Genomic DNA, 23,164 nt, shown 5'->3' with positions numbered 1-23,164 from the left:
CGGTCGCGTGCTCCGCCAGAATGCGCGCAGCAACCGACTCAGGAGGAAACGAACACGATGGTCAGGCTGATGACGCGGCGACGAACCGCTGACGAGGTGCGTCCGGCGGTCGATGTCAGGGCGCGGTACGGCGGGGTGAAGGTCGGCTCGGCGTTCTTCGGGTGGCTGACCGCCACCGGGACGGCGCTGCTGCTGACGGCCCTGCTCGCCGCCGGCGGTACGGCCGTGGGCCTGGCGAGCGGCGCCGACGTGCGGCTCGCCGCCGACAAGGTGCAGAGCAACGCCGAGTCGGTCGGGCTGACCGGCGGCGTCGCGCTGCTGGCGATCATCTTCGTCGCGTACGGGTGCGGCGGGTACGTCGCGGGCCGGATGGCGCGCTTCAACGGCGCCCGGCAGGGCCTGGCGGTATGGGTGTGGGCGCTGGTCATCGCGGCCGCGGTGAGCGCGCTGGTCGCGGCGGCGGGCACGAAGTACAACGTGCTGGCTCACCTGAACAGCTTTCCGCGCATCCCGCTGAAGGAGGGCGACCTGACCGACGCAGGCATCGCCGCGGCGGTCGGTGTCGCGGTCGCGAGCCTGGTGGGCGCCGTCCTCGGCGGCCTGGCCGGGATGCGCTTCCACCGCCGCGTGGACCGCGCCGGCGCCTGACCGTCCGCGGCGCCGGGTCAGGTCGTCGCGGTCTCGTCCGCTCATGCACCGGCGCCCGGCTGGACGGCGCCGTCCGGCCAGGCCGCGATGCAGACCTTGTTGCCGGCGCGGTCGGCGAGGATCCAGGCCGCCGGCGCCTCGGAGTCCTCGACGACGCGACCTCCGGCGGCCAGGGCCGCCGCGAGGCGTCGCTCCGCGTGCTCGCGGGCGACGGACACGTCGATGTGCATGGCGTGCCGTAGCGGCCTGGCGGGGTCGAGGTCCTGCATCCAGAACGTCGAGCCGTGGCCGAGCGGGTCGATCCCGTTGTCGTCGGCCAGCGTGTCGTAGCCCAGGACGGCTCGCCAGAAGCCGACGTCGAGGTCGTCCGGCCGCGCGGCCACCGCGACCTGGACCTCCTGCACGGCGCCACGGTCGGCGACGACCCTGTGCGCTCGCGCCACCGCGGAGACGGCCCGGGCGACCTCGATGTGGTGCGGCTCGATGCGCTCCACCCCGCGCGCCAGCCGGACCGTCAGCCGCGCGCTGCTCATGGTGAGGAGGCCGCGCGCCTCCTCCAGCCCGGGTACGGCGGCAACCGCCGCGGCCAGGGCCGCCGCCTCGGTGAGGGAGCCCGCCGCGTACGCCGTCGCCGCTCCGCCGTGCAGCACGACCCAGTCCTCGAGGCCCTCGGCCCGGAGGAACTCCCGCCATCCCTGCTCGCTCATGAGGTCAGCCCAGCACAGACCGGGGACAGAGCGGGCGGCTGCCCGACCGACGGCGTACGACAGAGGCAGGACCGGTGCGCTCGCTCCGGTCCTGCCTCTGCTTCGTGCTGGGTCAGTCGCCCTTGACGTTCACGACCTGGCGCAGCGTGTGCCGGATCTCGACCAGCTCCTTGGCGTCCGCCATGACCTGGTCGATGTCCTTGTACGCGGTCGGGATCTCGTCGATGAACGCGTCGGTGTCGCGGTACTCGATGCCCGTCATCGCCTCCCGCAGCTGCTCACGGGTGAAGGTCTGCCGGGCCTTCGTCCGGGAGTACTCACGCCCGGCGCCGTGCGGTGCCGAGTTGAGGGCGAGCGGGTTGCCGAGCCCGGCGACGACGTACGACGCGGTGCCCATCGAGCCGGGGATCAGGCCGGCCCGGCCCTGCTCGGCGTTGATCGCGCCCTTGCGGGACAACCACACCTGCTTGCCGAAGTGGCGCTCCTGCTCGGTGTAGTTGTGGTGGCAGTTGATCTCCTCCTGCCGCTCCACGTCACCACCGACCCACTCGGCGAACTGGCGCTCGACCCGGTCCATCATCTCCTCGCGGTTGAGCAGCGCGTAGTGCTGCGCCCACCGCATCTGGGTGATGTACGCGTCGAACTCCGGGGTGCCGTCGACGAGGTAGGCGAGATCACGGTGCGGCAGCTGGATCCACCACTGCTCGCACCGCTTCCGGGCGATGCCGATGTGGTGCTGGGCGATCCGGTTGCCGACGCCCCGGGAGCCGGAGTGCAGGAACAGCCACACCCGCTGCTGCTCGTCGACGGTGATCTCGATGAAGTGGTTGCCCGAGCCGAGCGTGCCCAGCTGCAGCTCCCACTTCTTCGCATGCGACGACGGGTCGAAGCCGGCCTGCTCGGCCAGCCCGCGCAGCTCCTCGAGGCGCCGCTGCGTGTGCTCGCGGCTGATCGTGCGGTTGGCCGCGCCCGCGCTCACGGGGACCGCCCGCTCGATCGCCTCCCGGACCGGGCGCCGGTCCTCGGGGAGCTGGTCGAGGGTGTACTGGGTGCGGACCGCGATCATGCCGCAGCCGATGTCGACGCCCACCGCGGCGGGCATGATCGCGCCGAGGGTCGGGATGACCGAACCCACCGTCGCGCCCAGGCCCAGGTGCGCGTCGGGCATCAGCGCGAGGTGGGGGTGGATGAACGGCATCCGCGCCGTCGTGACCGCCTGGTCGCGGGTGCCCTGCTCGAGGATGGAAGCCCAGCTGATGAGCTTCCCGTTGATCTGCTCCATCGTCCTTCCCGTCTTCTATCGCTCGCGGTTCGAGCGGACCGTCACTGACCGTACGAACGCGAAAACCCCTTGTGCACCGGTTTATTCGCATGTGTCCGGCTTGGCAAGCACGCGCGGTGTGACCCACCGCGAGGGGCTCTGCGCGGTGTGACACACCGTAGGAGCGCTGCGGCCTACGATCGATGGATGGGCGCGATGGACTGGCTGAAGAAGCTCAACCCGTGGCAGACGTACCGGAACACCGACGGGTGGCCGGACGTTACGCCGCCCATCGTCCCGCCTGCCGGTCGACCGACGTTCGACGAGGATCGGGCCGGCGACGGCGAGAAGCGCCCGGATGGTGGCGACCTGCGCGACTGAGGCCACCTCCGACGTACCGGCGAACTACGGTGGCGCCGACGAGCCCCTTCGATCGCGAGGTCACCGATGCGCGCCGACACGTTCACCCTGGAGTCCCACGACGGTACGTCGCTGCACGTCCACCGGTGGCTGCCCGACGGCGAGCCGTCCGCGATCGTCCAGCTGGCGCACGGCATGGCCGAGCACGCCGCGCGGTACGAGCGGTTCGCGCAGGCGCTGACTGATGCGGGTTACGCGGTGTACGCCGAGGACCACCGCGGCCACGGCCGTACGTCGGAGGGTGCCGACACCGGGTACCTCGCCGACTCCGACGGCTGGGGCACGGTCGTGGAGGACCTGTTCGCCCTCACCGAGCGTGCTTGTTCAGAGCACCCGGGGCTGTCCGTCGTGCTGTTCGGGCACAGCATGGGCTCGTTCCTGGCGCGGTCGTACGCGATGCGGCACGGCGACGAGCTCGCCGGCCTGGTGCTGTGCGGTACCGCGACCGACCCCGGTCTGCTCGGCAAGGTCGGTAAGGCGGTGGCGTCGGTCGAGGCACGGGTGCGTGGGCGACGGCACCCCAGCGACTTGATGAACAAGCTCACGTTCGGGCAGTACAACGCGGCGTTCAAGCCGACGCGCACCGACTTCGACTGGCTGTCTCGCGACGAGGCCGAGGTCGACACGTACATCGCCGACCCGCGCTGCGGCGAGGTCTTCACCTCCGCGTTCTACGTCGACCTGCTCGGCGGTCTGGCCGAGATCAGCAGCGACCGTGACGTGGCACGGATCCCGTCCGGGCTGCCCGTCCTGGTGATCTCCGGCGACCAGGACCCGGTCGGCGGCAAGGGCGCCAAGGGCGTGAAAGCCGTTGCGGCACAGCTGCGTTCGGCCGGCGTCCAGGACGTGATCCTGACGCTCTACCCGGGTGCACGGCACGAGCTGCTGAACGAGACCAACCGTGACGAGGTCACCGCCGACGTCCTCACCTGGATCGCCAAGACCCTCAAGGCTTAGCCGTCGCCGCCGAGTGCTGGCCCGTCAGACCCGGGTCCTGGCGTGTGCCGCTGGACCGACGGCGCAGCCTCCTCGCAACCGTGACCGCTGCCGCGAGCATCAGACCCGCTGCGACGACCAGCAGGACGACCGAGACGGTCTGGAACGGCTCGTACGCCGAGGCGCAGGCCGGGTGAGGCAACACGTCCCGGTCGTGGAACAGCGCACGTCCGCAGTCGACGTACAGCCCGTCCGGCTCGACCCCTGACGGCGCCGATCCCAGCAGCAGGCCAAGTAGCCCAGCCGCGACCCCGGTCGCGGCGAGCAGTGCGGATCTCACGCTCCTCACGCTAGTCGGCTGCACCGATGTCGTCGCGCGTTGGCTCACTGCACTGACGACGGGATCGATCGGCTCACGACCCGAGAGCCTCGTTGCCAGCAAGGTTCGCTCGGCGGTCAGCACGGTCGTCGGTCACCACGGCTGGGAGGTGGCGCGGATGACGTCGGCGCGGGGCCCTGCGCTGCCGCGCTCACCACGTCGACTCGGACGCCCAGCAGGTCTTCGAGCTCCTGTGCCAGCTCGACCTGGTCGAAGAGCGAGGCGTCGGGCGCGAACGACGCCAGCAGGTCGAGGTCGCTGCCCGGTCGGTCCTCACCCCAAGCCACCGAGCCGAACACCCGCATCTCGACCGCGCGGTGCCGTGCCGCGACGCGCTCGGCCTCGGCGCGATGCCGCCGCAGGGCGATCGATGGCCGCATGGGGGATGGCTGTCCCTCGGTCGACACGGGCCGCTCCCTTCGACGACATCCAAGATCACGCATCTGGTGCACTGGACCGCGCCAGAAGGTCCGGCGCCACCAGTAGAGCGTGGTCGAGTCCTCAGGCCACGTCCAGCCACCGGGTGGCACCGCGTCAGAACGGTCCTCGAAGTCATCGCCAGCCGCGATGCGTCGCCAATCGGGATCCATGGGCTCGTCAGCAGCCGGGCTGCGTACGAACCCGAGCTGCCGGCGCTCACAGGCCCCTTCGGTCGCATGGATCTGCTGCGCCTCGCGAAGGCTTGGCTTGTTCGCGCCACCGCGCACATCAGGCCACCGCAGCTGGATGGGGTCGAGTCGCTGACGCGGTCCGGGAAGGTCACCGCTCCGGCCCACAGGAGAGCCACAGGGCTGACCTAGGCGGGTTCAGGCTGGCGGGAGTCGACTGAGGTCCTGGACCTCAGGAGGACGTCATGAGAACTCGTCTCGCCATCGCCGCCACCAGTGCGCTGCTGCTCACGGTCGCCCCTGCCACCGCGGTCACCATCGACCGCGCCATGCAGGACACCTCGCCCACGGTGACGAGCGCGCCCGCGAGCGCGGGCTCGTCCGGCTCCGGCTCGTCGGGCTCAGGCTCCGCCGGGTCGAGCGGGTCGCCGGCCGACTGGGGCTACGGCTACGGATCGTCGAGCCAGACCACGACCACCTCGGGTACGCCCGTCTCCTCGGCGTCCGGCGTCGTCATGGTCGACACCGTCCTGCCGGGCGGTGAGGGCGCAGGGTCCGGGATCGTGCTGCGCTCCGACGGCGTCGTGCTCACCAACTACCACGTGGTCGAGGGCTCGACGTCGATCCGCGTCACGGCGAGCGGCGGCAAGACGTACACCGCAAGCGTGGTCGGGTACGACGAGTCGCACGACGTTGCAGTGCTGAAGCTGACGGACGCGAGCGGCCTGGCCACCGCAACGTTCGACACCACCACGACCGTCGGTGAGGCGGTCACGGCGATCGGGCAGGGTGGCGGTCAGGGCACGCTCTACAAGACCAGCGGCACGATCACCGCCAGCGGCCAGCAGATCACCGCCTCGGACGAGTCGTCCGGCTCCGAGACGCTGACCGGGCTGCTCCAGACGAACGCCCAGATCGTCGCCGGCTACTCCGGCGGCCCGCTCACCGACGCCGACGGCGAGGTGGTCGGCATGGACACGGCCGCGTCGAGCCGGTCGCCCATCACCGGGTACGCCATCCCGATCGCCTCCGCCCTGTCCATCGCGACGCAGATCCAGAACGGCACCCACACCGCGACCAACCACATCGGTGCGCGGGCGGCGCTCGGCGTCGAGGTGTCCAGCGGTACGACATCCGACGGGTCCGCGTACGGCGGCTGGTCGCCGTACGGCACCGGTGACGGCTCGTACGGGAGCGCGGCCGGGGCCGCGGTGGTGGGCGTGCTCGACGGGAGCGGCGTCGCGTCCGCCGGGCTGGCCGCGGGCGACACCATCACCGCGGTCGGCGGCCACACGATCAGCGACGCGAGCCGGCTGTCTTCGGTGATGGACGCCTACCAGCCGGGCCAGCGGGTCAGCGTGCAGTGGAGCGACGCGTCCGGATCGAGCCACTCCGCGACGGTGACGCTCGGCACGAGCTCGGCGAACTGACCGCGTCAGCCGACGAAGTTGATGTGCCAGAACTCCGAGCCGGGCCCGGGCTTGTCGTACGCCGCCGGGCGCTGCCAGCCGCGCCCCAGCGCGTTCGCCTTCAGCCAGACGTCGTACGGCTTGCCCCAGGAGTAGGGCGACTGGGTAGAGGTCCCCGGCGGCGGTGGGCAGTAGAGGTCGATCGCGTTGCCGAGGCCGTGGTTGGAGGTGCCGGGGCGCGCGGCGATGGGGGAGCCCCAGAGGTCGTAGAAGTACTGCTGCTTGGCCAGATCCCGGTAGCCCTCGTCGATGCCCAGGTGCACCCCGAACTTCGCGTAGAAGTCGCGGTCGAGGACCAGGAGCGCGTCGCGGGCCGAGCACTGCAGGTAGCGCGTGGTCACCGGCTCCCACACGGTGCGTAGGTTCGACGGCAGCGGGCACAGCTGCACCGACGGCAGCCGACCGTCGACGGCGGACAGGGATGCGGACCGTTGCAGCAGCGCCGCGGAGAGGTAGCGGCCGGCGTACGTGCCGCTGGTGATCCGGAACCACGAGCTGTTGACGTACGTACCGGTGAAGGCCTGGCCGTTCGTGGTCCTGGCCATGATCGTGCTGGTGAACGTCGTGCCGGCCCGGATCGCCGGCGTGATGTTCGGGGCCACGACGTAGCGGGTCACGGTCGTGCCGGGCGCGGCGACGGGGCTGGTGCCGCTGACCGGCTTCAACGGCACCGCCGGGTCGGTGGTCGTGAGGTAGTCGCCGAAGACCCAGCGCCCGGACAGCGAGCCGCTGGTGAGCTGGATCCAGCCGTGGATCAGCGTGCCGGTCAGGGCGGTCTCGGCGGGCCAGGTGGCCAGGGTGCGCGCGGTGCTGGCGGGGGTCTCCTTCACGAGCGCGTTGGCGTAGCCGGTCCACAGCCTCCGCGCGGGCGGCCTCGTCGTGGTCAGGACGGAGAGGGAGACGTAGCGGCCGACGTACGGCGTCTGCTCCAGACGTAGCCACCCGCCGCTGACGGTGCCGACCAGCATCGTGCCCCGCCGCGCCTGACCGACCACGGTCGTCGACGTCGACGGACCGCTGCGGATGTTGACCGTGTCCGCGTTGACGAACCGGACGACGGACGTGGCGACAGCGGGCCGGCTGGTCGCGAGGTCGGCAACGGGTGGTGGCTGCGCTGAAGCCGGCGCGAGCGAGGGCACCAGCAGCGCGACGACGAACGACACCGTCGCGAGGACGGTCGGGACCGAGTGCCTGCGCCGAATGGCTCTCACCCGATCCAGTGTGGACCTCACTGAGCGGCGCTGGGCGCTTCGAGAACCGCGGAAATCGTACGGACGGGTTGTGCCCCCGGGCTGATTCGAACAGCCGACACCCGCTTTAGGAGAGCGGTGCTCTATCCCCTGAGCTACGGGGGCGGGCCGACGCCGGGCGCCGGACCGTGGGTCAGCCTACGTGATCGCGGCTCACTCCTTCGGCGGCAGTCCGCGAGCGACGTCCAGGCCGCGGTCGACCCATCCGCGCAGCTCGTCGTCCTCGGTCAGCCGGGACCCGTCGACACGCAGCCACCCGCGCAGCGCCTTGCCGCGCATCACGAACGGCTCGACGCCGTCGTCCAGCACGAGCCGCTCGGCGTCCTCCGGGTCGGCCCGTGCCATCAGGCCGCCCTTGCTGCTGACCGCCACCGACATGTGCCCGTTGACCAGGAACGCCAGCCCGCCGAACATGCGCTTCTCCGTCACGTCCAGCTCGTCCACGATCAGCTCGCGGATGCGCTGAGCCAGCCCCTCGTCGTACGCCATGGCCCTACTTTGCCGCCTGCCACCGACGGCCGCCGCTCAACGGGTGTCGCAACGCGCGGTATGCGCCGCGTTCCTACACCCGTTGGCCCGGACGAGGTGGCGCCGCGCTCAGCCGGCGGAGTGCTCTCGGTACGCCGCCTCGCCCGCCTTGGCGGTGATCTCGCCGTGGGGAGTCGCGGGGCTGACGTCGGAGGCTTCCTTGGCGCCGGTTCTCAGGTCGACCTGCTCACCGAGGTAGCGCAGCACCACCGCGAGCACGGCGACCACCGGCACCGCCAGGAACGCGCCGATGATGCCCTGGGTCGCGGAACCGACCGTGACACCCAGGAGGACGAGCGCGGGGTGCACGTTCATCGACCGCGACTGCAGCACCGGCTGTAGGACGTGCCCCTCGAGCTGCTGCACGGCGATCACGATGCCGAGGACGATCAGCGCGGTCACGAACCCGTTCGAGACGAGCGCCACCAGCACGGCGAGCGCGCCGGCGACGGTCGCGCCGACGATCGGGATGAACCCGCCCAGGAAGGTCAGCGCGGTCAGCGGGAGCGCCAGGGGCACGCGCAGGATCAGCAGACCGGCACCGATGAAGACCGCGTCCACCATCGACACGATCGCCTGGGTGCGGATGAAGCCGCTGAGCGTGTTCCACATCCGGGTGAGCAGCTCGGTCAGGTGCGCGCCGGCCCGCTCGCCGGTGACCCGTCGGAGCATGGGCAGGAAGCGCGGGCCGTCCTTGATCATGAAGAAGGTCAGGACGAGCGACAGCAGGAGGGTGACGATCACCGCGCCGGCCGCGGAGACACCGGTGAACACGCCCCCGGCGACCTGGGCGCCGCTCTCGCGGAGGCGGTCGGTGATCGCCTTGACCCCGTCGTCGATCTGCTCGGGACGGATGTTCAGCGGGGGACCCTGCACCCAGTCGCGCAGCTTGTTGACGCCGCCGATCGACCGGTTCGCGAGGTCCTCGGACTGGTTGGCCACGGACGTCGCGATGGCCACGATGACGCCGCCGAGCACGACCAGCGCGCCGAGGAGGGATGTCGCCGCCGCGAGGGCCGGCGGGAACCCGCGGTCGCGCAGCCAGCGGGCGACCGGCCACAGGACGGTCGAGATGACCAGCGCCAGGATCAGGGGCAGCAGCGCGACCCACAGCGGGGCCAACGCGCGCTCCAGCAGGTAGAGGGCGATCAGGACGACGATGGTCCGCAGCGCCCAGCTCGACGTCCAGCGCAGCCCCCGCGAGATCACGTCCCCGCGGTCGACGCCGGTCGGCGAGGAGGGCTCGGGGGGCTGGTCCTGCGATTCCAGGCGGCGGGCCATGAGCGCTCCTCGATCGTGTCTCGGGGTGTGACGAATTCCTCATCGAACTTGTCGCACGGGTAACCTACGGCGCCATGGGTAAGCACAACGCGGAACCAGCACCACCGACCCGGCGACGTGTCGTCGTCGCCGGCGGCGCGGCCGTGGTGCTTGTCGCGGGCGGTTTCGGCGTCAGTAAAGCGGTCTCGTTCATGGGCGCCGAGGGCGGCGGGTGCAAGACTCCCGCGAGCGTTCGCGTGGTGACAACCCCGGAGATGTACAACACCGTCGTGGCTGCCGCCGACGCGGTCGAGAACGAGGGAGCGGCCTGCGCGTCGTACGACGTCCAGGCCAAGGGCTCCGGTGAGGCCGCCAAGGCGATCACGTCCAACACCTCCGTCCCCGACGTGTGGATCCCGGACAGCACGATCTGGGCGGACAACATCAACGCCAAGCTCGGCGCGGGCTGGATCACCCCGGGCGAGACGATCGCGACCAGCCCCGTCGTGGTGGCCGTACCCCAGAGCCTGCGGTCCGACGCGAGACTGCAGAAGCCGCAGTCGTGGGCGAGCATCCTGCAGTCGGAGTACCCGCTGTCGATGGTCGACCCGAACGTCTCGTCCGCCTCGCTGACCTCGTTCGTCGCGGCGAACCAGTCGGTCTCCGGCCCGAACCAGCAGAAGAACAAGCAGGAGCTGCTGCGCTCCTACCTGCGGCTGAGTCGGTCGCTGAGCACCGAGGACACCCTGCAGACCAAGTCGTCCGCCGGCAAGGACATCGCCCGGCTGTTCCCGACGAGCGAGCAGCAGATGGCCGCGTACAACCACGAGCACCCCCAGGGGCAGCTCTCGCCGCTGGTACCCACCGAGGGCGCCGCCGAGCTGACGTACACCTGGACCACGCCGGTCCGCGGCACCCCGGCCCCGCAGGGCGCGCTCGACGCGCTGCACGAGCAGCTGGTGTCGGCGCAGGGCAAGAAGGCGCTGACCGCAGCCGGCTTCCGGGTCCCGGGCGCCCAGCTGCCGGCCGGCACCGGCCTGCCCGCCGGCGTGAAGATCGCCAAGCGCGCGAGCGCCGCGGAGAGCCAGAGCGCCCAGCGCGCCTGGGAGAACCTGAGCAAGGACGCCCGCATGCTCGTCGTGCTGGACGTCTCGGGCTCGATGCTCACCGACATCTCGCCCGGCCAGAGCCGCGTCGAGATGCTGGTGAAGATGTGCACGCAGGCGCTGGACGTCCTCCCGCCGACCACCGCGATCGGCGGCTGGGCCTTCTCCACCGACCTTGACGGCAAGGGCAAGGACTACAAGGAGCTGGTCCCGTCCATCGAGTCCATCGACGACACCCCGCAGGGCAGGGCGCACAAGGCGGCGCTGACCAAGGCGCTCGGCACCGGACCCGACCTGGCCAAGCGCAACGGTGACACCGGCCTCTACGACACGGTCGCGGCCGCGTACCAGCGCATCAGCGAGTCCTACGACGCGCGGTACGTCAACTCGGTCGTCGTGATGACCGACGGCGCGAACGACGACCCGAACGGCGGCCTGAACCTCCAGCAGGTGCTGAGCAAGCTGCGCGGTCAGTACGACCCGAAGAAGCCGGTCAAGATCATCACCATCGGTATCGGTGACAAGACCGACCCGCAGGCGCTCAAGGACATCGCCACCTCGACCGGCGGCCTGTCCTACATCACCAACACGCCCGACCAGATCACCTCGGTGTTCGTCGACGCGTTCCTGCGCCGCGAGTGAGCCTTCTCGGCGCGGACGTCATTCGCCGTTAACCTCGGGCAGGTGAGTGCGGAGCACGTCGAGGGCGCCACGGCGGACGCGCGTCGAGCGCGGGTCGCCGCGGCCGTACGCACGTGGAGCAAGCACCTGGTCGACCTCGGCGGCCGCAACACGCTGCTGTGGCACCGCGACCTGCCCGGCGGCACGCTCGACATCACCACCGCCCACCCCGCGGGCGTCGCGAAGCTGCTCGCCGGCCACTCCGTGCGCCTCTCCGAGCTGGTCCGGGAGCCGAACGCCTACCGTGACGCGGCACGCCGGGCCTGGGCGATCCGGGCCAAGACGGTCGAGCTGACCCAGGAGCGCGGCATCTCCGCCGGGTTCCTGGCGGTCGGCATGGCGACCTGGGACGTCCCGACGGCGTACCGGCGGGTCCCGCGCGCGCCGGTCTTCCTGCGCCGGGTGACGCTGCGGCCGGTGGTCGCCGACAGCGACGACCTGGTGGTCGCCCTCGGTGACCAGATCGAGGTCAACGCCGTCCTGCTGTCCTACCTGGAGTCCGAGCGCAGCCTCGCCATCGACGACCGCAAGCTCGGCAACCTCGCGTACGGCGCGAGCGGCTGGGACCCTCACCCGGCGTTCGACGCGCTCACCCGGGTGTGCGAGGAGGAGGGCATCGCGGGGTTCCGGATCACGCCGTCGCTGGTGCTCGGAACGTTCTCCTACGCCAAGATGCCGATGGTCACCGACCTCACGGCACAGGGCGCCGGGCTCGCCGACCACGACGTCATCGCCGCCCTCGCCGGCGACCTGGACGCCATCGACACGGTCCGCGCGACGCCGCCACCGAGGATCGGCGAGAGCCTGCTGGACGACGAGCGCCTCGTGCTGGACGCCGACTCCTCCCAGCACGCGGTCATCGACGCCGTCTGCGCCGGGTCGCACCTGGTCATGAAGGGCCCGCCCGGCACGGGCAAGAGCCAGACGATCTCCAACCTGATCGCGACCCTGGCGGCCCGCGGGCAGCGCGTGCTGTTCGTCGCCGAGAAGCGCGCGGCGATCGACGCCGTCGTCGGCCGGCTGGAGCGCCGCGGGCTGGACGAGCTCGTGCTCGACGCGCACGACGGCCGGCCGCACCGCGCGAGTCTGGCCCGCTCGCTGGTCGAGACCCTCGACCGGGTGGCCGCGGACGACGGCTCGCCGGGACCGGCCGTCGACCCGCGCCTGGTCGACCGGCGCGACCGGCTGATCGACCACCGCCGCTGCATGCACGACGAGCGGCAGCCGTGGGGTGTCACCGTCGACCAGGCGCAGACCGAGATCCTGCGGCTCGCGTCGCTGCCGCACCCGCCCCGCTCGCACGTCCGGCTCATCGGCCACGAGCTCGACGCCGTCACCGCCCGTCGCCGCGACGAGCTGCTCGGCGAGCTGGACGAGGTCGTCGCCCTCGGTGCGTGGACCCAGGGCGAGCCCGACCCGTGGTTCGGTGCGCGCGTCGTCGGGGAGGACCAGACCGAGCGGACCAAGGCGCTGGTCGTCCACCTCGCGACCGAGGGCATCGCCCGGCACCGCGAGAGGCTGGACCGCCTCGCCGACCAGGTCGGCCTCACACCTCCGCGCACGGTGATCGAGGCCGACGACCAGCTCGAGCTGATGAGCCGGGTGTTCGCCACCCTCGAGACGTTCCGGCCGCAGCTGTTCGAGGCGCCGGTCGACGACCTGGTCGCCGCCACCGGGTCGCGGGCGTACCGCAAGGAGAACGGCGTCACTCTCGGCCACCTCGACCGGCGCCGGCTGCGCGGTCAGGCCCGGTCGCTGCTGCGTCCCGGGACACCGCCCTCGGACCTGCACGGCGTGCTGGTGCGGGCTGCCGAGCAGCGCCGGCAGTGGCGGGCGTTCAGCGGGCCGGGCTCCCGTCCGGCGGCGCCGATCCAGGTCCCGGAGGTGCAGCGCGCGCACGAGCGGTTCCGCGAGCAGCTGACCTGGCTGGAGACCCGGCTGGAAGGCACGGCCGAGGGCAACGACCTGACCGGCGCCGATCTCGACGACCTGCACGACCGGCTGCTGCGGCTCGCCGACGCGCTCGACCGGCTGGCGGTCGTCCCGCAGGTCGTCTCCCGACTCGACCGCCTGCGCGCCAACGGACTCGGTGGCGTCGTCGACGACTTCGCCCGTCGTGGCCTCGCCCCGGAGCGGGTCCCCGAGGAGTTCGCGTTCATCTGGTGGAGCTCGGTCCTCGCGGCCATCGGCGAGCGCGACAACACCTACGGCGCCCACGACGGCCCCCAGCTGCGACGGATCGAGGCGGAGTACGCCGACCTCGACCGGGCGCACATCGACTCCGGCGTCGCTCGGGTGCAGCGCGCGGTCGACGCCCAGGTCCGTCGCGTCGTCGCCGACCTGCCGGACCAGGCCGACACCGTACGCGTCGAGGCCGACCGGACCCGTGGGCACCTGTCCCTGCGCGAGCTGCTGACCGAGGCGCCCGAGCTGATGACGTCCGTACGACCGTGCTGGGCGATGTCGCCGCTGGTGGTCGCGTCGGTCGTACCCCCGGGCATGTGGTTCGACGTGGTGATCTTCGACGAGGCGTCACAGGTGCCGCCCGCTCAGGCGATCTCGGCCATCTCGCGCGCGAATCAGGTTGTCGTTGCTGGTGATCCGCGTCAGCTGCCGCCGACGTCGTTCTTCATCACGGACGCCCCCGACGAGGACACCACGCCCGAGGACCTCCAGGTCGAGGGTGTGCAGTCGGTGCTCGACGTCCTCTCGACCATGCTGCCGACGCAGGAGCTCACCTGGCACTACCGCTCCCACGACGAGCGGCTGATCGCCTTCTCGAACGCCCAGATCTACCGCGGCGGCCTGGTGACGTTCCCCGGCACCGAGACCGAGGGTGCCGTACGCCTGGACGTCGTGAGCGGACGCGGCGACGGCGAGACGTCCGTCGCCGAGGTCGACCGGGTCGTCGAGGTGGTGCTCGACCACGCCCGCCGCCGGCCGGGGGAGTCGCTGGGCGTCATCACCCTCGGGCTCACCCACGCCCAGCGGGTCGAGGACGCCCTGCGGCGCGCGCTCGCCGGGGCGCCGGAGGTTCGCGGGTTCTTCACCGACCGCTCCGACGAGCCGTTCTTCATCAAGCCGCTGGACCGCGTACAGGGTGACGAGCGGGACGTCGTCGTGCTGTCCATCGGGTACGGCCGGCGCAGCGACGGGCAGGTGCCGCACCGGTTCGGCCCGCTGAACCGCGAGGGTGGCGAGCGCCGCCTCAACGTCGCGATCACCCGCGCGCGGCGCCGGATGACGGTCGTCTCCTCCTTCTCGGGGGAGGAGCTGCAGGTGCCACGGCTACGGGCGCGCGGCGCGCAGATGCTGCGGGACTTCCTGCTGTACGCCGCCTCCGGTGGGTCGGCTCGGCGGGCCCAGGTCGCAGACGACGAGGCGGCCGCTGACGCCACGCAACCGGCCGGCGAGGTGGAGGCGACGGACGGTGGCGCGACCCACCACGATCACGGCGCTCGCAAGCCCACGATCGTCGGCGGCCGGCGGCGGCTCACCGCCTCGACCGGCAGCGTGCTGGAGCGCCCGCTCGTCCCGGGCCCGCCCCAGCGACCGATCACCCCGGTCGTCCTCGACCTCGCGCGCCGGCTGCGCGACAAGGGACTCGTCGTCCACACCGGGTACGGCATCTCGGCCCACCCGCTCGACCTGGCCATCGAGGACCCGATGCGCTCCGGCGAGATGCTCGTGGTCGTCGAGACCGACGGCCCCGTGTATGCCGACACGGCGGGCGTTCGCGAGCGCGACCGGCTGCGGATCGAGCAGCTGCGCCGGCTCGGTTGGGCGCACGAGCGCGTCTGGTCGGTCGACGTGTTCCGCGACCCCGCGCGGGACGTCGCCCGCATCCTCGACACCGTCCGGATGGCCTCCCAGCAGCACTCCGAGCGCCGACGACGGGTCGCGTACGACGCGGCGCGCAAGGCCGAGGACGCCGTCGCCGAGGTGCTGCGTAAGCGGCAGGCGGCGGAGGAAGCGGCGGCGGCCGCGACGGCGGTCCAGGGGCAGTCCGTCGCGGCGCGTGCGGCCGAGGAGCATGCTGCTGAGGCCAAGGCGGAGGCGGCCGAGGAGCACTCGGTCGACGAGGTACACGCCGCGGCATCGGCCCGGGGCGACCTCGACGGCGGACCGGTTCAGGACACGCTGCCGATCGACCAGGAGCCCGTCGGCGAGGGCGTCCAGGAGGCGCTGCCGATGGAGTCGCGCCCGGACGAGGACCCGGACCTCGATCAGAAGGTGCGCGGTGCCTGAGGGCGGTCGTTCCGAGGAGCGTGGCGAGCGGCGTAGCGCCGACCGCGCACGCGGGAACCCGCGGCGGTCCAGGCGCGCGTCCCGGCCGGCGACCGGCGGTGTGGCCCAGGTCGGCGGCACGCTCGACCAGACGAGGGACGATGTCGACCCGCGCGAGCCTGGCGGGGCCACACCCGCCGACCGGTGGTGGCAGGAGCAGCGCCCGCCGCACTGGGAGTAGGACTCGCCCGGTGTGCGACCAGGGCCGAGCGATCCAGACCCGCCCCGTCCCCTTCGGCAGAAGTTGGTCGCCGGCACACCCATACCTGTGCCGGCGACCAACTTTTGCCGGTGGTGGGGAAGTGGGGAGGCGGGCCGCTCGGCGGACAGACGCGGGGGTGCCGGGCCCGTCGGCAGAAGTTGGTCGATGTCGCAGGTATGGCTGTGCCGGGCGCCACCTTTTGCCGGGGTGGGTTCGTGGTGATGGTGGTGGCCGTCGGGATGTGCCGGTGGAATGCACGAGAACGGGGCGAGATCCGTGATGGGATCCCGCCCCGTTCGTCACGCTCGCGCGCCGCAAGCGTCGGTCATGCGGTCAGCGGCGTGTCACCAGGGCGTCGCGGATCTGGGCCAGCAGCTCGACCTCGGTCGGCTCGACCTCCGGGTCGGGATTGCGCTGGAGCCTCTTCTTCGCTGCCTCGTAGGGCTTGACGACCAGGAAGTAGACGACTGCCGCCACGATCAGGAAGGAGATGAGTGCGGTCAGAAAGGCTCCGATGCTCAGATCGGCCGGCTTCCAGTTGGAGAAGTCGGGCGACCCGCCGATCTTGCCGACCAGCTGCATGATGACCTTCACCAGGGCGTCGATGACACTCTTGAACGCGAGTGCGATGATCAGGCCCACCGCGATCTCGACCAGATTGCCCTGCATCACGAAATTCTTGAAGCCCTTCATGGTTCGTCCTTTGCTGGAGGGGTCGGTTTTCCTCAAGGTAGCCGAGCGCAGGGCCCGCGAGAACGACCCGCGTCAACGAATTATCGGACGCGTGATAAAGGACTTTCCGTATTCTCCTGATGGACCAGCCGAATTTGCGGTGCGTTTCTGGAGTGACGCGTGTTGCTCAGGTGACCGGGCTGATGGCCAGGAGAACTGCCGTTCCGGGCGACTGGCTACCGGCCTGGGCGCGGGCCAGCCGACCGGCGACGTCCCGGCGCACCGCCAACAGCAGCGCCGGCGGCTGGTCGTCATCGGCACGCCCGGCACCCCATCCCGATCCGACGCTCTCGCCGCTGCGCGCGCCGGCCCCGACGACCCCCACGACCTTCAGCCGGAGCCCGATCTGCTGGCCGCCCTCGGCGGCCCACGCGTCGACGGCGTCGCCGACCCGGACGGTGCGGGCGAGAGTGGGGTCGCTCTGGGACACGCTCACCACCACCTGACCGTCGGCAAGCCTCGGCAGGGTGGCGACGCTGCGGAGCCGGGTCGCGGTGACCGGTTCGCCCGCACGCACGGGGGTCACCAGCGCCTGGCCGACCAGCTCTCGAGCGGGGACGGCAGCGGGCATCCGAGCGCTGCTGGGCCACCGTACGGTCCGTAGGTCGGCCGACGTGAGCCGAGCGCCGGCGGGCACGTCACGGGCCGCCACCACCACCGCGTGCGTCGGCTCGGCCGGCGGTCGGACGGCGCCCACCACGCCGACGGCGGCGGTGGCGGCGAGCACCCCGGCACCGACCCGTCTGGCCCGCGAGCGCCGCCACGCGGCCTCGCGGCTGTGCCCGCGCCAGCCGGCCGGCAGCAGCGGCTCGAACCGGACGGACCACCTGCCGCGACGCGCCGTCACGGCAGGTCGATCGGCAGGTCGAGGCCGTCGAGAGCGCGGCGGCAGGAGCAGGTGGCCGTCTCGTCGGGCTCGGCGTCCGGCAGCGCGGCGATGGCCTTTCGCAGCAGCACCTTGAGCCGTTCGACGTTCTCGCCGAACACCCGCAGCACCTCCTCGTGGGTCACGTGCCCACCGACCTCGACGCCGGCGTCGTGGTCGGTGACCAGGCAGATCGAGGTCAGGCACATCGCAAGCTCCCGGGCGATCGAGGCCTCCGGCATGCCTGTCATCCCGACGACCGTGCCGCCGGCGGCCTGGTGCCAGCGGGACTCGGCCCGGCTGGAGAAGCGCGGCCCGTTGATGACCACCAGGACTCCGCCGTCGACGGCCGCGGCGCTCGCCTCGGAGGACGCCGCGCCGAGGACCGCCGTACGCCCGCGCGAACAGTACGGGTCGGCGAACGCGACGTGCACGACCGGGCCGACCGCGTCGTACACGGTGTGCTCGCGGCCCCAGGTGCGGTCGATCACCTGATCGGGCACGACGACGGTGCCGGGGCCGTGCTCGGGGCGTAGCGACCCGACCGCGCACGGCGCGAGCACCTGGCGGACACCGACGGAGCGCAGCGCCCAGAGGTTGGCCCGGTAGTTGACCCGGTGCGGCGGGAAGCGGTGGCCCTGGCCGTGGCGGGCGATGAAGGCGACGCGCCGCCCGTCCAGCTCGCCGATCGCGACGTCGTCGCTCGGCTCGCCGAACGGTGTCTCGACGGGGACGCGCTCCACGCCGTCGAGGAAGGAGTAGAAGCCGGATCCGCCGATCACGCCGATGTCGGCGCGGGGTGTCTGGGTCATGCCGGCAGGCTAGCCAGCCGGCGCCGGCTCGCGACCGCGCTCAGGCCGCCCTGGGGACGAGCGGCTCGGGTCGTGCGGGGATGTGGACGCGGCGCTCAGGCCGCGCCGGAGGACGTCCCCGTCGAGGAGGAGCTGCTGCTCGAGGACGAGCCCGCGCTCGACGAGGACGACGACGGGGACGACGAGGAGCTGCTGGAGTCCGAGCTCGAGGTCGAGGAGCCGGTCGAGGACGAGCCGGTGCTGCTCTTGGACGAGGAGCCCTTGCTGTCGCTACGGCTGTCGTTGCGGTAGAAGCCGGAGCCCTTGAACACGACGCCGACCGAGCCCCAGACCTTGCGCAGGGCGCCGGTGCACTCGGGGCACTCGGTCAGCGCGTCGTCGCTGAAGGACTGGAAGACCTCGAACTGGTGGCCGCACTGCGTGCAGGCATACGGGTACGTAGGCATGGGCGTCGAACCTCTGCGTGATCAAGTGAACGGGTTGGCACTCGACGTGCTCGACTGCCAAGTGTACGCCGACCGGAGGCCTGCTCCGGACCGTCCGATGGGCGCCGCGGCCACGGGCGGTCGGGACGGGCGCGCTCAGGCCGGCGCCGTGTCGTCGCGGCGGGCGGCGCGCCAGCCGGCGAGCCGACCCTCGCGGGAGACGTCGCGGATGCGGCGGATGGTCTTCCGGCGCACCGACTCGGTCGCGACGATCAGCAGGGAGTCGCCACGACGCAGGGTCGTGCTCGACGTCGGCACGAAGCCCTCGCCGTCCCGGACGACGAGGGTGACGTTGGCGCCCACCGGCAGCCGCAGCTCGAAGATCTCCACCCCGTGCAGCCGCGACGTCTCGCCGATGGTGACCTGCACGACCTCGGCGCCCAGCTGCTCCAGCGGCGTCGCCTCGATGTCGACGTCCACGGTGTGCGCGGGGTCGACGATGCCCAGCCGGCGGGTGATCCAGGGCAGGGTCGGCGCCTGCACCAGGGTGAAGACGACCACGAGCACGAAGACGAGGTCGAAGATCCACTCCGTGTGCGGGGTGCCGAGGGTGAACGGCACCGTGGCGAGCACGACCGGCACGGCGCCGCGCAGCCCCGCCCAGGACAGGAACGCCTGCTCGCGCAGCGGCACCCGGAACCAGGACACCGTGGCCAGCACCGACAGCGGCCGCGCGAGCACCAGCAGCACGAGCCCGACGACGAGGGCGTCGTCCACCTGCTCGCCGAGGCGTGACGGCGAGGCGAGCAGGCCCAGCATCACGAACAGCCCGATCTGCGCCAGCCACCCGACCGCCTGCGAGAACCCGCGGACGGCGGGGCGGTGCGGCAGGTGGAGGTTCCCGAGCAGGAGCGCGCAGACGTACGTGGCGATGAAGCCGCTGGTGTGGGCGGCGTCCGCGGCGGCGTACGCGAGCACCGTCACCGAGATGACCGCGATGGAGAACAGGCCGGAGGAGCCGGGTGCGGCCCAGCGCAGCAGCCGGCCGAGCAGGTACCCCAGGACGAGCCCGATGAGCGCACCGCCGACGAGCTCGCCCGCCGCCTCCAACGCCAGGAACCACCACGGGTGGTCGGCGCCGTGCGGGGCGGCCTTCTCGGCGAGCGCGACGACGAGCAGCACGACCGGCGCGTCGTTGAACCCCGACTCGGCCTCCAGCAGACCGGTCAGCCGGCGGGGGAGCGGAACCACCCGCAGCACCGAGAACACCGCGGCCGCGTCGGTGGAGCTGAGGATCGCGCCGAGCAGCAGGGAGACGTTCCACGACAGCCCCAGCAGCAGGTGGACCGCGGCGGCGAGCACCCCGACCGACACCACGACACCGATCGTCGACAGCAGCGCGGCCGGGCCGATGACGGGCCGGATCGCCGACCAGGACGTCGACAGACCGCCCTCGGCCAGGATGAGGACGAGCGCGCTGTACCCGAGGACCTGGGCCAGCGCCCGGTCGTCGAACTCGACCCCGAGCCCGGACTCGCCCAGCCCCATCCCGATCGCGAGGTAGAGCAGCAGGGCCGGCACACCCCAGCGGTTGGCCAGCCGCACGGCCGCGATGGAGACCAGCAGCACCACCGCGCCGATGAGCAGCCAGCCGGTGAGCCGGTCGGTGAGCATCGCGGTGGCCGCGGAGGGGAGCAGGGCAGGCAACGGCGGAGCTCCCTTCCAGGCGGGGTCGGTGCCCTAGTCTCGCAGGCGTGCTCAGCCGTCCGGTGGTGCGTCGCGTCCTGCTCGCCGTCTCGACCGTGCTCGTCGTCGCGCTCGTCATCGTCGGGGTGCTCGGTGTCGGCCTGGTCCGCCGGTCCTTCCCGCAGCTGGACGGCACCATCCACCTGCGCGACCTGTCCGGCCCCGTCGAGGTCGTCCGCGACGGCCAGGGCGTCCCGCAGATCTACGCCGACACCAGCGAGGATCTGTTCCGCGCGCAGGGGTTCGTGACCGCGCAGGACCGCTTCTTCCAGATGGACGTCGTACGGCGGGCCGCGAGCGGTCGCCTGGCCGCTCTGGTGGGCGAGCCGGGCGTCGACTCCGACAAGGTGACCCGCACGCTCGGCTGGCGCCGGGTCGCGCAGCAGGAGCTCGGCCTGCTGCAGCCGGACACCCAGCGCTATCTGCGGGCGTACACCGACGGCGTGAACTCCTACCTCGAGCGCCGTGGGACGCCGTCGCGGGTCTCCATGGAGTACGTCGTGCTCGGGCTCAGCGTGCCCGGCAAGGCCATCGAGCCGTGGACGCCGGTCGACTCGCTGGTCTACCTCAAGGCGCTCGCGTGGGACCTCAAGGGCAACTACGACACCGAGCTGCTCCGGGCCCGGCTCTCCGCGGTGCTCACCCCGCAGCAGGTGACAAGCCTCTTCCCGGCGTACGACGCCACGCGCCGGCCGCCGATCCTGTCCGCGGCCGACTGGTCACCGGCGGCCCAGGCGACCACGACCCAGCCGCGGGCGACCACGACCGGTTCGACCACGACGCCGCGGCCGCCGGTCGCAGCGCTCACCGCCGTGCCGGCTGCGGTGCCCGCCTCGTACGACACCGGGCAGGTCGGTGCGCTCACCGCCGCGGCCCGGACGCTGGACTCCGTGCCCGTGATCGCGGGGCGCGGCGAGGGCCTCGGCTCGAACTCCTGGGTGGTGTCCGGCCGCTTCACCACGACCGGGAAGCCGATGCTCGCCAACGACCCGCACCTCGGCCTCGCCCTGCCGAGCATCTGGTACCAGACGGGGCTGCACTGCCGCACGCTCTCCGCCGCCTGCCAGTACGACGTCAGCGGGTTCACGATGCCCGGCCTGCCCGGGGTCGTCATCGGCCACAACAGCCGGATCGCCTGGGGTTTCACCAATCTCAACCCCGACGTCACCGACCTCTACCTGGAGAAGGTGACCGGCGCGTCGTACGAGCGCGACGGGATCCGGGTGCCGTTGAAGGTCCGCCGCGAGCGCATCGCCGTCGCCGGTGGCTCGCCGGTCGACATCACCGTCCGCGAGACCGTTCACGGGCCGTTGCTGTCGGACGCCGACGACGACGTCCGCGTGGCCGGCCAGAAGGGGCACGTGCCCGGTACCGATCCGAGCCGGTACGACGTCGCGCTCGCGTGGACCGCGCTGTCGCCCGGGCGCACGGCGGACGCGTTGTTCGGCATGGGCCGTGCGCACAGCTGGGCCGAGTTCCGTTCGGCAGCAAAGGACTTCGCGGCGCCGTCGCAGAACATGGTGTTCGCCGACACCGAGGGCAACATCGGGTACCAGGCGCCTGGCGTGGTGCCGATCCGGCGCTCGTCGGTCGCGGGATCGCCCCCGGGGTTCTGGCCGGCGCCGGGCTGGCGCTCGGAGTTCGACTGGCAGGGGTACGTGCCGTACGACCGGCTGCCCAGCCGGCTGAACCCGCCCGAGGGGATGATCGTCACGGCCAACAACGCCGTGACGACGGCGACCTCCCCGTACCTCACGACGGAGTGGGCGCCGGGCTACCGCAGCTCGCAGATCCTGCACCGGCTGCAGCAGGCGACCGCAGGTGGTCGCAAGATCTCCGTCGACGACATGACCCGCATCCAGATGGACAGCACCAACCCCTTCGCGCGGTCGCTCGTCCCGCTCCTGCTGCGCATCGACCTCGGCGGTGACGACTTCACCGGCGACGGCCAGCAGCTGCTGCGCGGGTGGGACTACACGACGCCCGCGTCCGGCCCTCAGTCCGCGGCGGCCGCGTACTACAACGCCGTCTGGCGGCGCGCGCTCGACCTGACCTTCGAGGAGCTGCCGAAGGACCTCGCCCCGACGGGCAGCGCCCGCGACCAGGCCGTCGTCGAGGACCTGCTGCAACGCCCGACCGACCCCTGGTGGGACGACGTTCGTACGCCCGCGGTCACCGAGCGGCGGGACGAGATCCTGCGGCGGGCCCTGCAGGAGGCCCGCCTCGACTTGACCCGCGAGATGGGCAAGGACCCCGGCGAGTGGACCTGGGGCCAGGTGCACCGCCTGGAGCTGAAGCACGTCGTCCTGGGCGGCGACGGCGTCCCGGGCATCGTGCACGCCGCCGTCAACGAGGGCCCATGGGGCCTCGACGGCGGCCAGGCCGTCGTGAACGCCAACGCGTGGGATGCGAGCAAGGGGTTCGAGGTGGGCGCCGGTCCGTCGATGCGGATGGTCGTCGACCTGGCCGACCTCGACCGTTCCCGCTGGGTGCTGCTGGGCGGCCAGTCCGGCCACCCGTTCGACGGCCACTACAACGACCAGTCGGCCGCGTGGCGCAGCGGCCGGACGTTCGCGTGGCCCAGCTCTCCCGAAGCCGTGAAGCGATCCGGCAAGCACACCCTGACCTTCACCTCCGGCTGACCGATTCCGGAGCACCACCCCGGGTGGTCTCTGTCCGTGTCTCAACGCGTTGGTCCACTCCGCGCCGGTTGAGCCGGTCCGAGGCGCTAGCCGAGGACCGTGTCGAAACCCCGTGACGCACAGGGAGACTCTCCCTGTACGGCACCAGGTTTCGACACGCGCTCGCCCAGCGGCTCGCCCGGCTCAACCAGCGGAGGGCG

At 72.0% G+C, this 23,164-nt stretch carries 19 protein-coding genes, 1 tRNA gene and 1 pseudogene; 7 read left to right on the top strand and 14 right to left on the bottom strand.

Going from position 1 to position 23,164, the window contains the following annotated elements; all coding sequences use genetic code 11:
* The first annotated feature begins 69 nt into the window (after positions 1-69).
* Complete coding sequence (locus tag P4R38_RS05090; protein ID WP_346770739.1) at positions 70-648, top strand: hypothetical protein; 579 nt, start codon at positions 70-72, stop codon at positions 646-648.
* Positions 649-689: 41 nt separating this feature from the next.
* Here the strand turns inward: P4R38_RS05090 and P4R38_RS05085 are convergent, their stop codons facing one another.
* Complete coding sequence (locus tag P4R38_RS05085; protein WP_277191306.1) at positions 690-1,355, bottom strand: VOC family protein; 666 nt, start codon at positions 1,353-1,355, stop codon at positions 690-692.
* A 112-nt stretch (positions 1,356-1,467) separates the two neighbouring features.
* Positions 1,468-2,637 (bottom strand): RtcB family protein, encoded by a 1,170-nt coding sequence (locus P4R38_RS05080; protein ID WP_277191305.1) that lies wholly within the window; start codon positions 2,635-2,637, stop codon positions 1,468-1,470.
* A 186-nt stretch (positions 2,638-2,823) separates the two neighbouring features.
* On the opposite strand from P4R38_RS05080, the gene P4R38_RS05075 reads away from it, so the two are divergent.
* Together P4R38_RS05075 and P4R38_RS05070 are read left to right on the top strand one after the other, a co-directional pair.
* On the top strand, positions 2,824-2,997 hold the full coding sequence (locus P4R38_RS05075; protein ID WP_277191304.1) for a hypothetical protein: 174 nt from the start codon (positions 2,824-2,826) through the stop codon (positions 2,995-2,997).
* A 66-nt stretch (positions 2,998-3,063) separates the two neighbouring features.
* Entirely contained in the window at positions 3,064-3,993 is a 930-nt protein-coding gene (locus P4R38_RS05070; protein ID WP_277191303.1) for an alpha/beta hydrolase, read from the top strand.
* Here the strand turns inward: P4R38_RS05070 and P4R38_RS05065 are convergent.
* The 3 genes and pseudogenes from P4R38_RS05065 to P4R38_RS20085 all read right to left on the bottom strand — a co-directional run.
* Positions 3,983-4,312, bottom strand: coding sequence for a hypothetical protein (locus tag P4R38_RS05065; protein WP_277191302.1), 330 nt, complete (start codon positions 4,310-4,312; stop codon positions 3,983-3,985). The genes P4R38_RS05070 and P4R38_RS05065 overlap by 11 nt on opposite strands.
* A 116-nt stretch (positions 4,313-4,428) precedes the next feature.
* The gene (locus tag P4R38_RS05060; RefSeq protein WP_277191301.1) at positions 4,429-4,731 is read right to left on the bottom strand and encodes a nucleotidyltransferase family protein; all 303 of its coding nucleotides are present in this window, start codon (positions 4,729-4,731) and stop codon (positions 4,429-4,431) included.
* Between the two features lie 225 nt (positions 4,732-4,956).
* A pseudogene (locus P4R38_RS20085) lies at positions 4,957-5,127 on the bottom strand (CPCC family cysteine-rich protein); the annotation flags it as partial.
* 77 nt (positions 5,128-5,204) lie between these two features.
* On the opposite strand from P4R38_RS20085, the gene P4R38_RS05055 reads away from it, so the two are divergent.
* Complete coding sequence (locus P4R38_RS05055; protein ID WP_277191300.1) at positions 5,205-6,389, top strand: S1C family serine protease; 1,185 nt, start codon at positions 5,205-5,207, stop codon at positions 6,387-6,389.
* A gap of 5 nt (positions 6,390-6,394) precedes the next feature.
* On the opposite strand, the gene P4R38_RS05050 is transcribed toward P4R38_RS05055, so the two are convergent.
* The 4 genes from P4R38_RS05050 to P4R38_RS05035 form a co-directional block, all read right to left on the bottom strand.
* On the bottom strand, positions 6,395-7,639 hold the full coding sequence (locus P4R38_RS05050) for a D-alanyl-D-alanine carboxypeptidase family protein (RefSeq protein ID WP_277191299.1): 1,245 nt from the start codon (positions 7,637-7,639) through the stop codon (positions 6,395-6,397).
* A 71-nt stretch (positions 7,640-7,710) separates the two neighbouring features.
* Positions 7,711-7,783, bottom strand: a tRNA-Arg gene (locus P4R38_RS05045).
* Between the two features lie 48 nt (positions 7,784-7,831).
* On the bottom strand, positions 7,832-8,167 hold the full coding sequence (locus P4R38_RS05040; RefSeq protein ID WP_277191298.1) for a TfoX/Sxy family protein: 336 nt from the start codon (positions 8,165-8,167) through the stop codon (positions 7,832-7,834).
* A 108-nt stretch (positions 8,168-8,275) separates the two neighbouring features.
* On the bottom strand, positions 8,276-9,487 hold the full coding sequence (locus tag P4R38_RS05035) for an AI-2E family transporter (RefSeq protein ID WP_277191297.1): 1,212 nt from the start codon (positions 9,485-9,487) through the stop codon (positions 8,276-8,278).
* A gap of 74 nt (positions 9,488-9,561) precedes the next feature.
* On the opposite strand from P4R38_RS05035, the gene P4R38_RS05030 reads away from it, so the two are divergent.
* The gene (locus P4R38_RS05030) at positions 9,562-11,214 is read left to right on the top strand and encodes a VWA domain-containing protein (protein ID WP_275236672.1); all 1,653 of its coding nucleotides are present in this window, start codon (positions 9,562-9,564) and stop codon (positions 11,212-11,214) included.
* Positions 11,215-11,256: 42 nt separating this feature from the next.
* Positions 11,257-15,501, top strand: a complete 4,245-nt coding sequence (locus P4R38_RS05025) for an AAA domain-containing protein (protein ID WP_277191296.1) — start codon at positions 11,257-11,259, stop codon at positions 15,499-15,501.
* A 574-nt stretch (positions 15,502-16,075) separates the two neighbouring features.
* Here P4R38_RS05025 and P4R38_RS05020 read toward each other — a convergent pair.
* The 5 genes from P4R38_RS05020 to P4R38_RS05000 form a co-directional block, all read right to left on the bottom strand.
* Positions 16,076-16,435, bottom strand: a complete 360-nt coding sequence (locus P4R38_RS05020) for an MscL family protein (RefSeq protein ID WP_275236675.1) — start codon at positions 16,433-16,435, stop codon at positions 16,076-16,078.
* Positions 16,436-16,601: 166 nt separating this feature from the next.
* The gene (locus P4R38_RS05015) at positions 16,602-17,321 is read right to left on the bottom strand and encodes an SAF domain-containing protein (RefSeq protein WP_277191295.1); all 720 of its coding nucleotides are present in this window, start codon (positions 17,319-17,321) and stop codon (positions 16,602-16,604) included.
* Entirely contained in the window at positions 17,318-18,151 is an 834-nt protein-coding gene (locus tag P4R38_RS05010; RefSeq protein ID WP_277191294.1) for an S-methyl-5'-thioadenosine phosphorylase, read from the bottom strand. The genes P4R38_RS05015 and P4R38_RS05010 overlap by 4 nt, the downstream gene beginning before the upstream one ends.
* Before the next feature lie 95 nt (positions 18,152-18,246).
* Positions 18,247-18,597, bottom strand: a complete 351-nt coding sequence (locus P4R38_RS05005) for an FmdB family zinc ribbon protein (RefSeq protein ID WP_277191293.1) — start codon at positions 18,595-18,597, stop codon at positions 18,247-18,249.
* Between the two features lie 135 nt (positions 18,598-18,732).
* The gene (locus P4R38_RS05000) at positions 18,733-20,283 is read right to left on the bottom strand and encodes a potassium/proton antiporter (protein WP_346770738.1); all 1,551 of its coding nucleotides are present in this window, start codon (positions 20,281-20,283) and stop codon (positions 18,733-18,735) included.
* A gap of 47 nt (positions 20,284-20,330) precedes the next feature.
* On the opposite strand from P4R38_RS05000, the gene P4R38_RS04995 reads away from it, so the two are divergent.
* On the top strand, positions 20,331-22,964 hold the full coding sequence (locus P4R38_RS04995; RefSeq protein ID WP_277191292.1) for a penicillin acylase family protein: 2,634 nt from the start codon (positions 20,331-20,333) through the stop codon (positions 22,962-22,964).
* Positions 22,965-23,164 lie beyond the last annotated feature (200 nt).

It is taken from the genome of Luteipulveratus flavus (assembly GCF_029439465.1).
In the GTDB taxonomy this organism is placed as follows: Bacteria; Actinomycetota; Actinomycetes; order Actinomycetales; family Dermatophilaceae; genus Luteipulveratus; species Luteipulveratus flavus.
This window is presented reverse-complemented; position numbering and strand designations above follow the sequence as displayed.

Coding starts and splice junctions, on each gene's coding strand:
- P4R38_RS05090 (WP_346770739.1), top strand. CDS start 70: ATGACGCGGCGACGAACCGCTGACGAGGTGCGTCCGGCGGTCGATGTC.
- P4R38_RS05085 (WP_277191306.1), bottom strand. CDS start 1,355: ATGAGCGAGCAGGGATGGCGGGAGTTCCTCCGGGCCGAGGGCCTCGAG.
- P4R38_RS05080 (WP_277191305.1), bottom strand. CDS start 2,637: ATGGAGCAGATCAACGGGAAGCTCATCAGCTGGGCTTCCATCCTCGAG.
- P4R38_RS05075 (WP_277191304.1), top strand. CDS start 2,824: ATGGGCGCGATGGACTGGCTGAAGAAGCTCAACCCGTGGCAGACGTAC.
- P4R38_RS05070 (WP_277191303.1), top strand. CDS start 3,064: ATGCGCGCCGACACGTTCACCCTGGAGTCCCACGACGGTACGTCGCTG.
- P4R38_RS05060 (WP_277191301.1), bottom strand. CDS start 4,731: ATGCGGCCATCGATCGCCCTGCGGCGGCATCGCGCCGAGGCCGAGCGC.
- P4R38_RS05055 (WP_277191300.1), top strand. CDS start 5,205: ATGAGAACTCGTCTCGCCATCGCCGCCACCAGTGCGCTGCTGCTCACG.
- P4R38_RS05040 (WP_277191298.1), bottom strand. CDS start 8,167: ATGGCGTACGACGAGGGGCTGGCTCAGCGCATCCGCGAGCTGATCGTG.
- P4R38_RS05035 (WP_277191297.1), bottom strand. CDS start 9,487: ATGGCCCGCCGCCTGGAATCGCAGGACCAGCCCCCCGAGCCCTCCTCG.
- P4R38_RS05030 (WP_275236672.1), top strand. CDS start 9,562: ATGGGTAAGCACAACGCGGAACCAGCACCACCGACCCGGCGACGTGTC.
- P4R38_RS05020 (WP_275236675.1), bottom strand. CDS start 16,435: ATGAAGGGCTTCAAGAATTTCGTGATGCAGGGCAATCTGGTCGAGATC.
- P4R38_RS05010 (WP_277191294.1), bottom strand. CDS start 18,151: ATGACCCAGACACCCCGCGCCGACATCGGCGTGATCGGCGGATCCGGC.
- P4R38_RS05005 (WP_277191293.1), bottom strand. CDS start 18,597: ATGCCTACGTACCCGTATGCCTGCACGCAGTGCGGCCACCAGTTCGAG.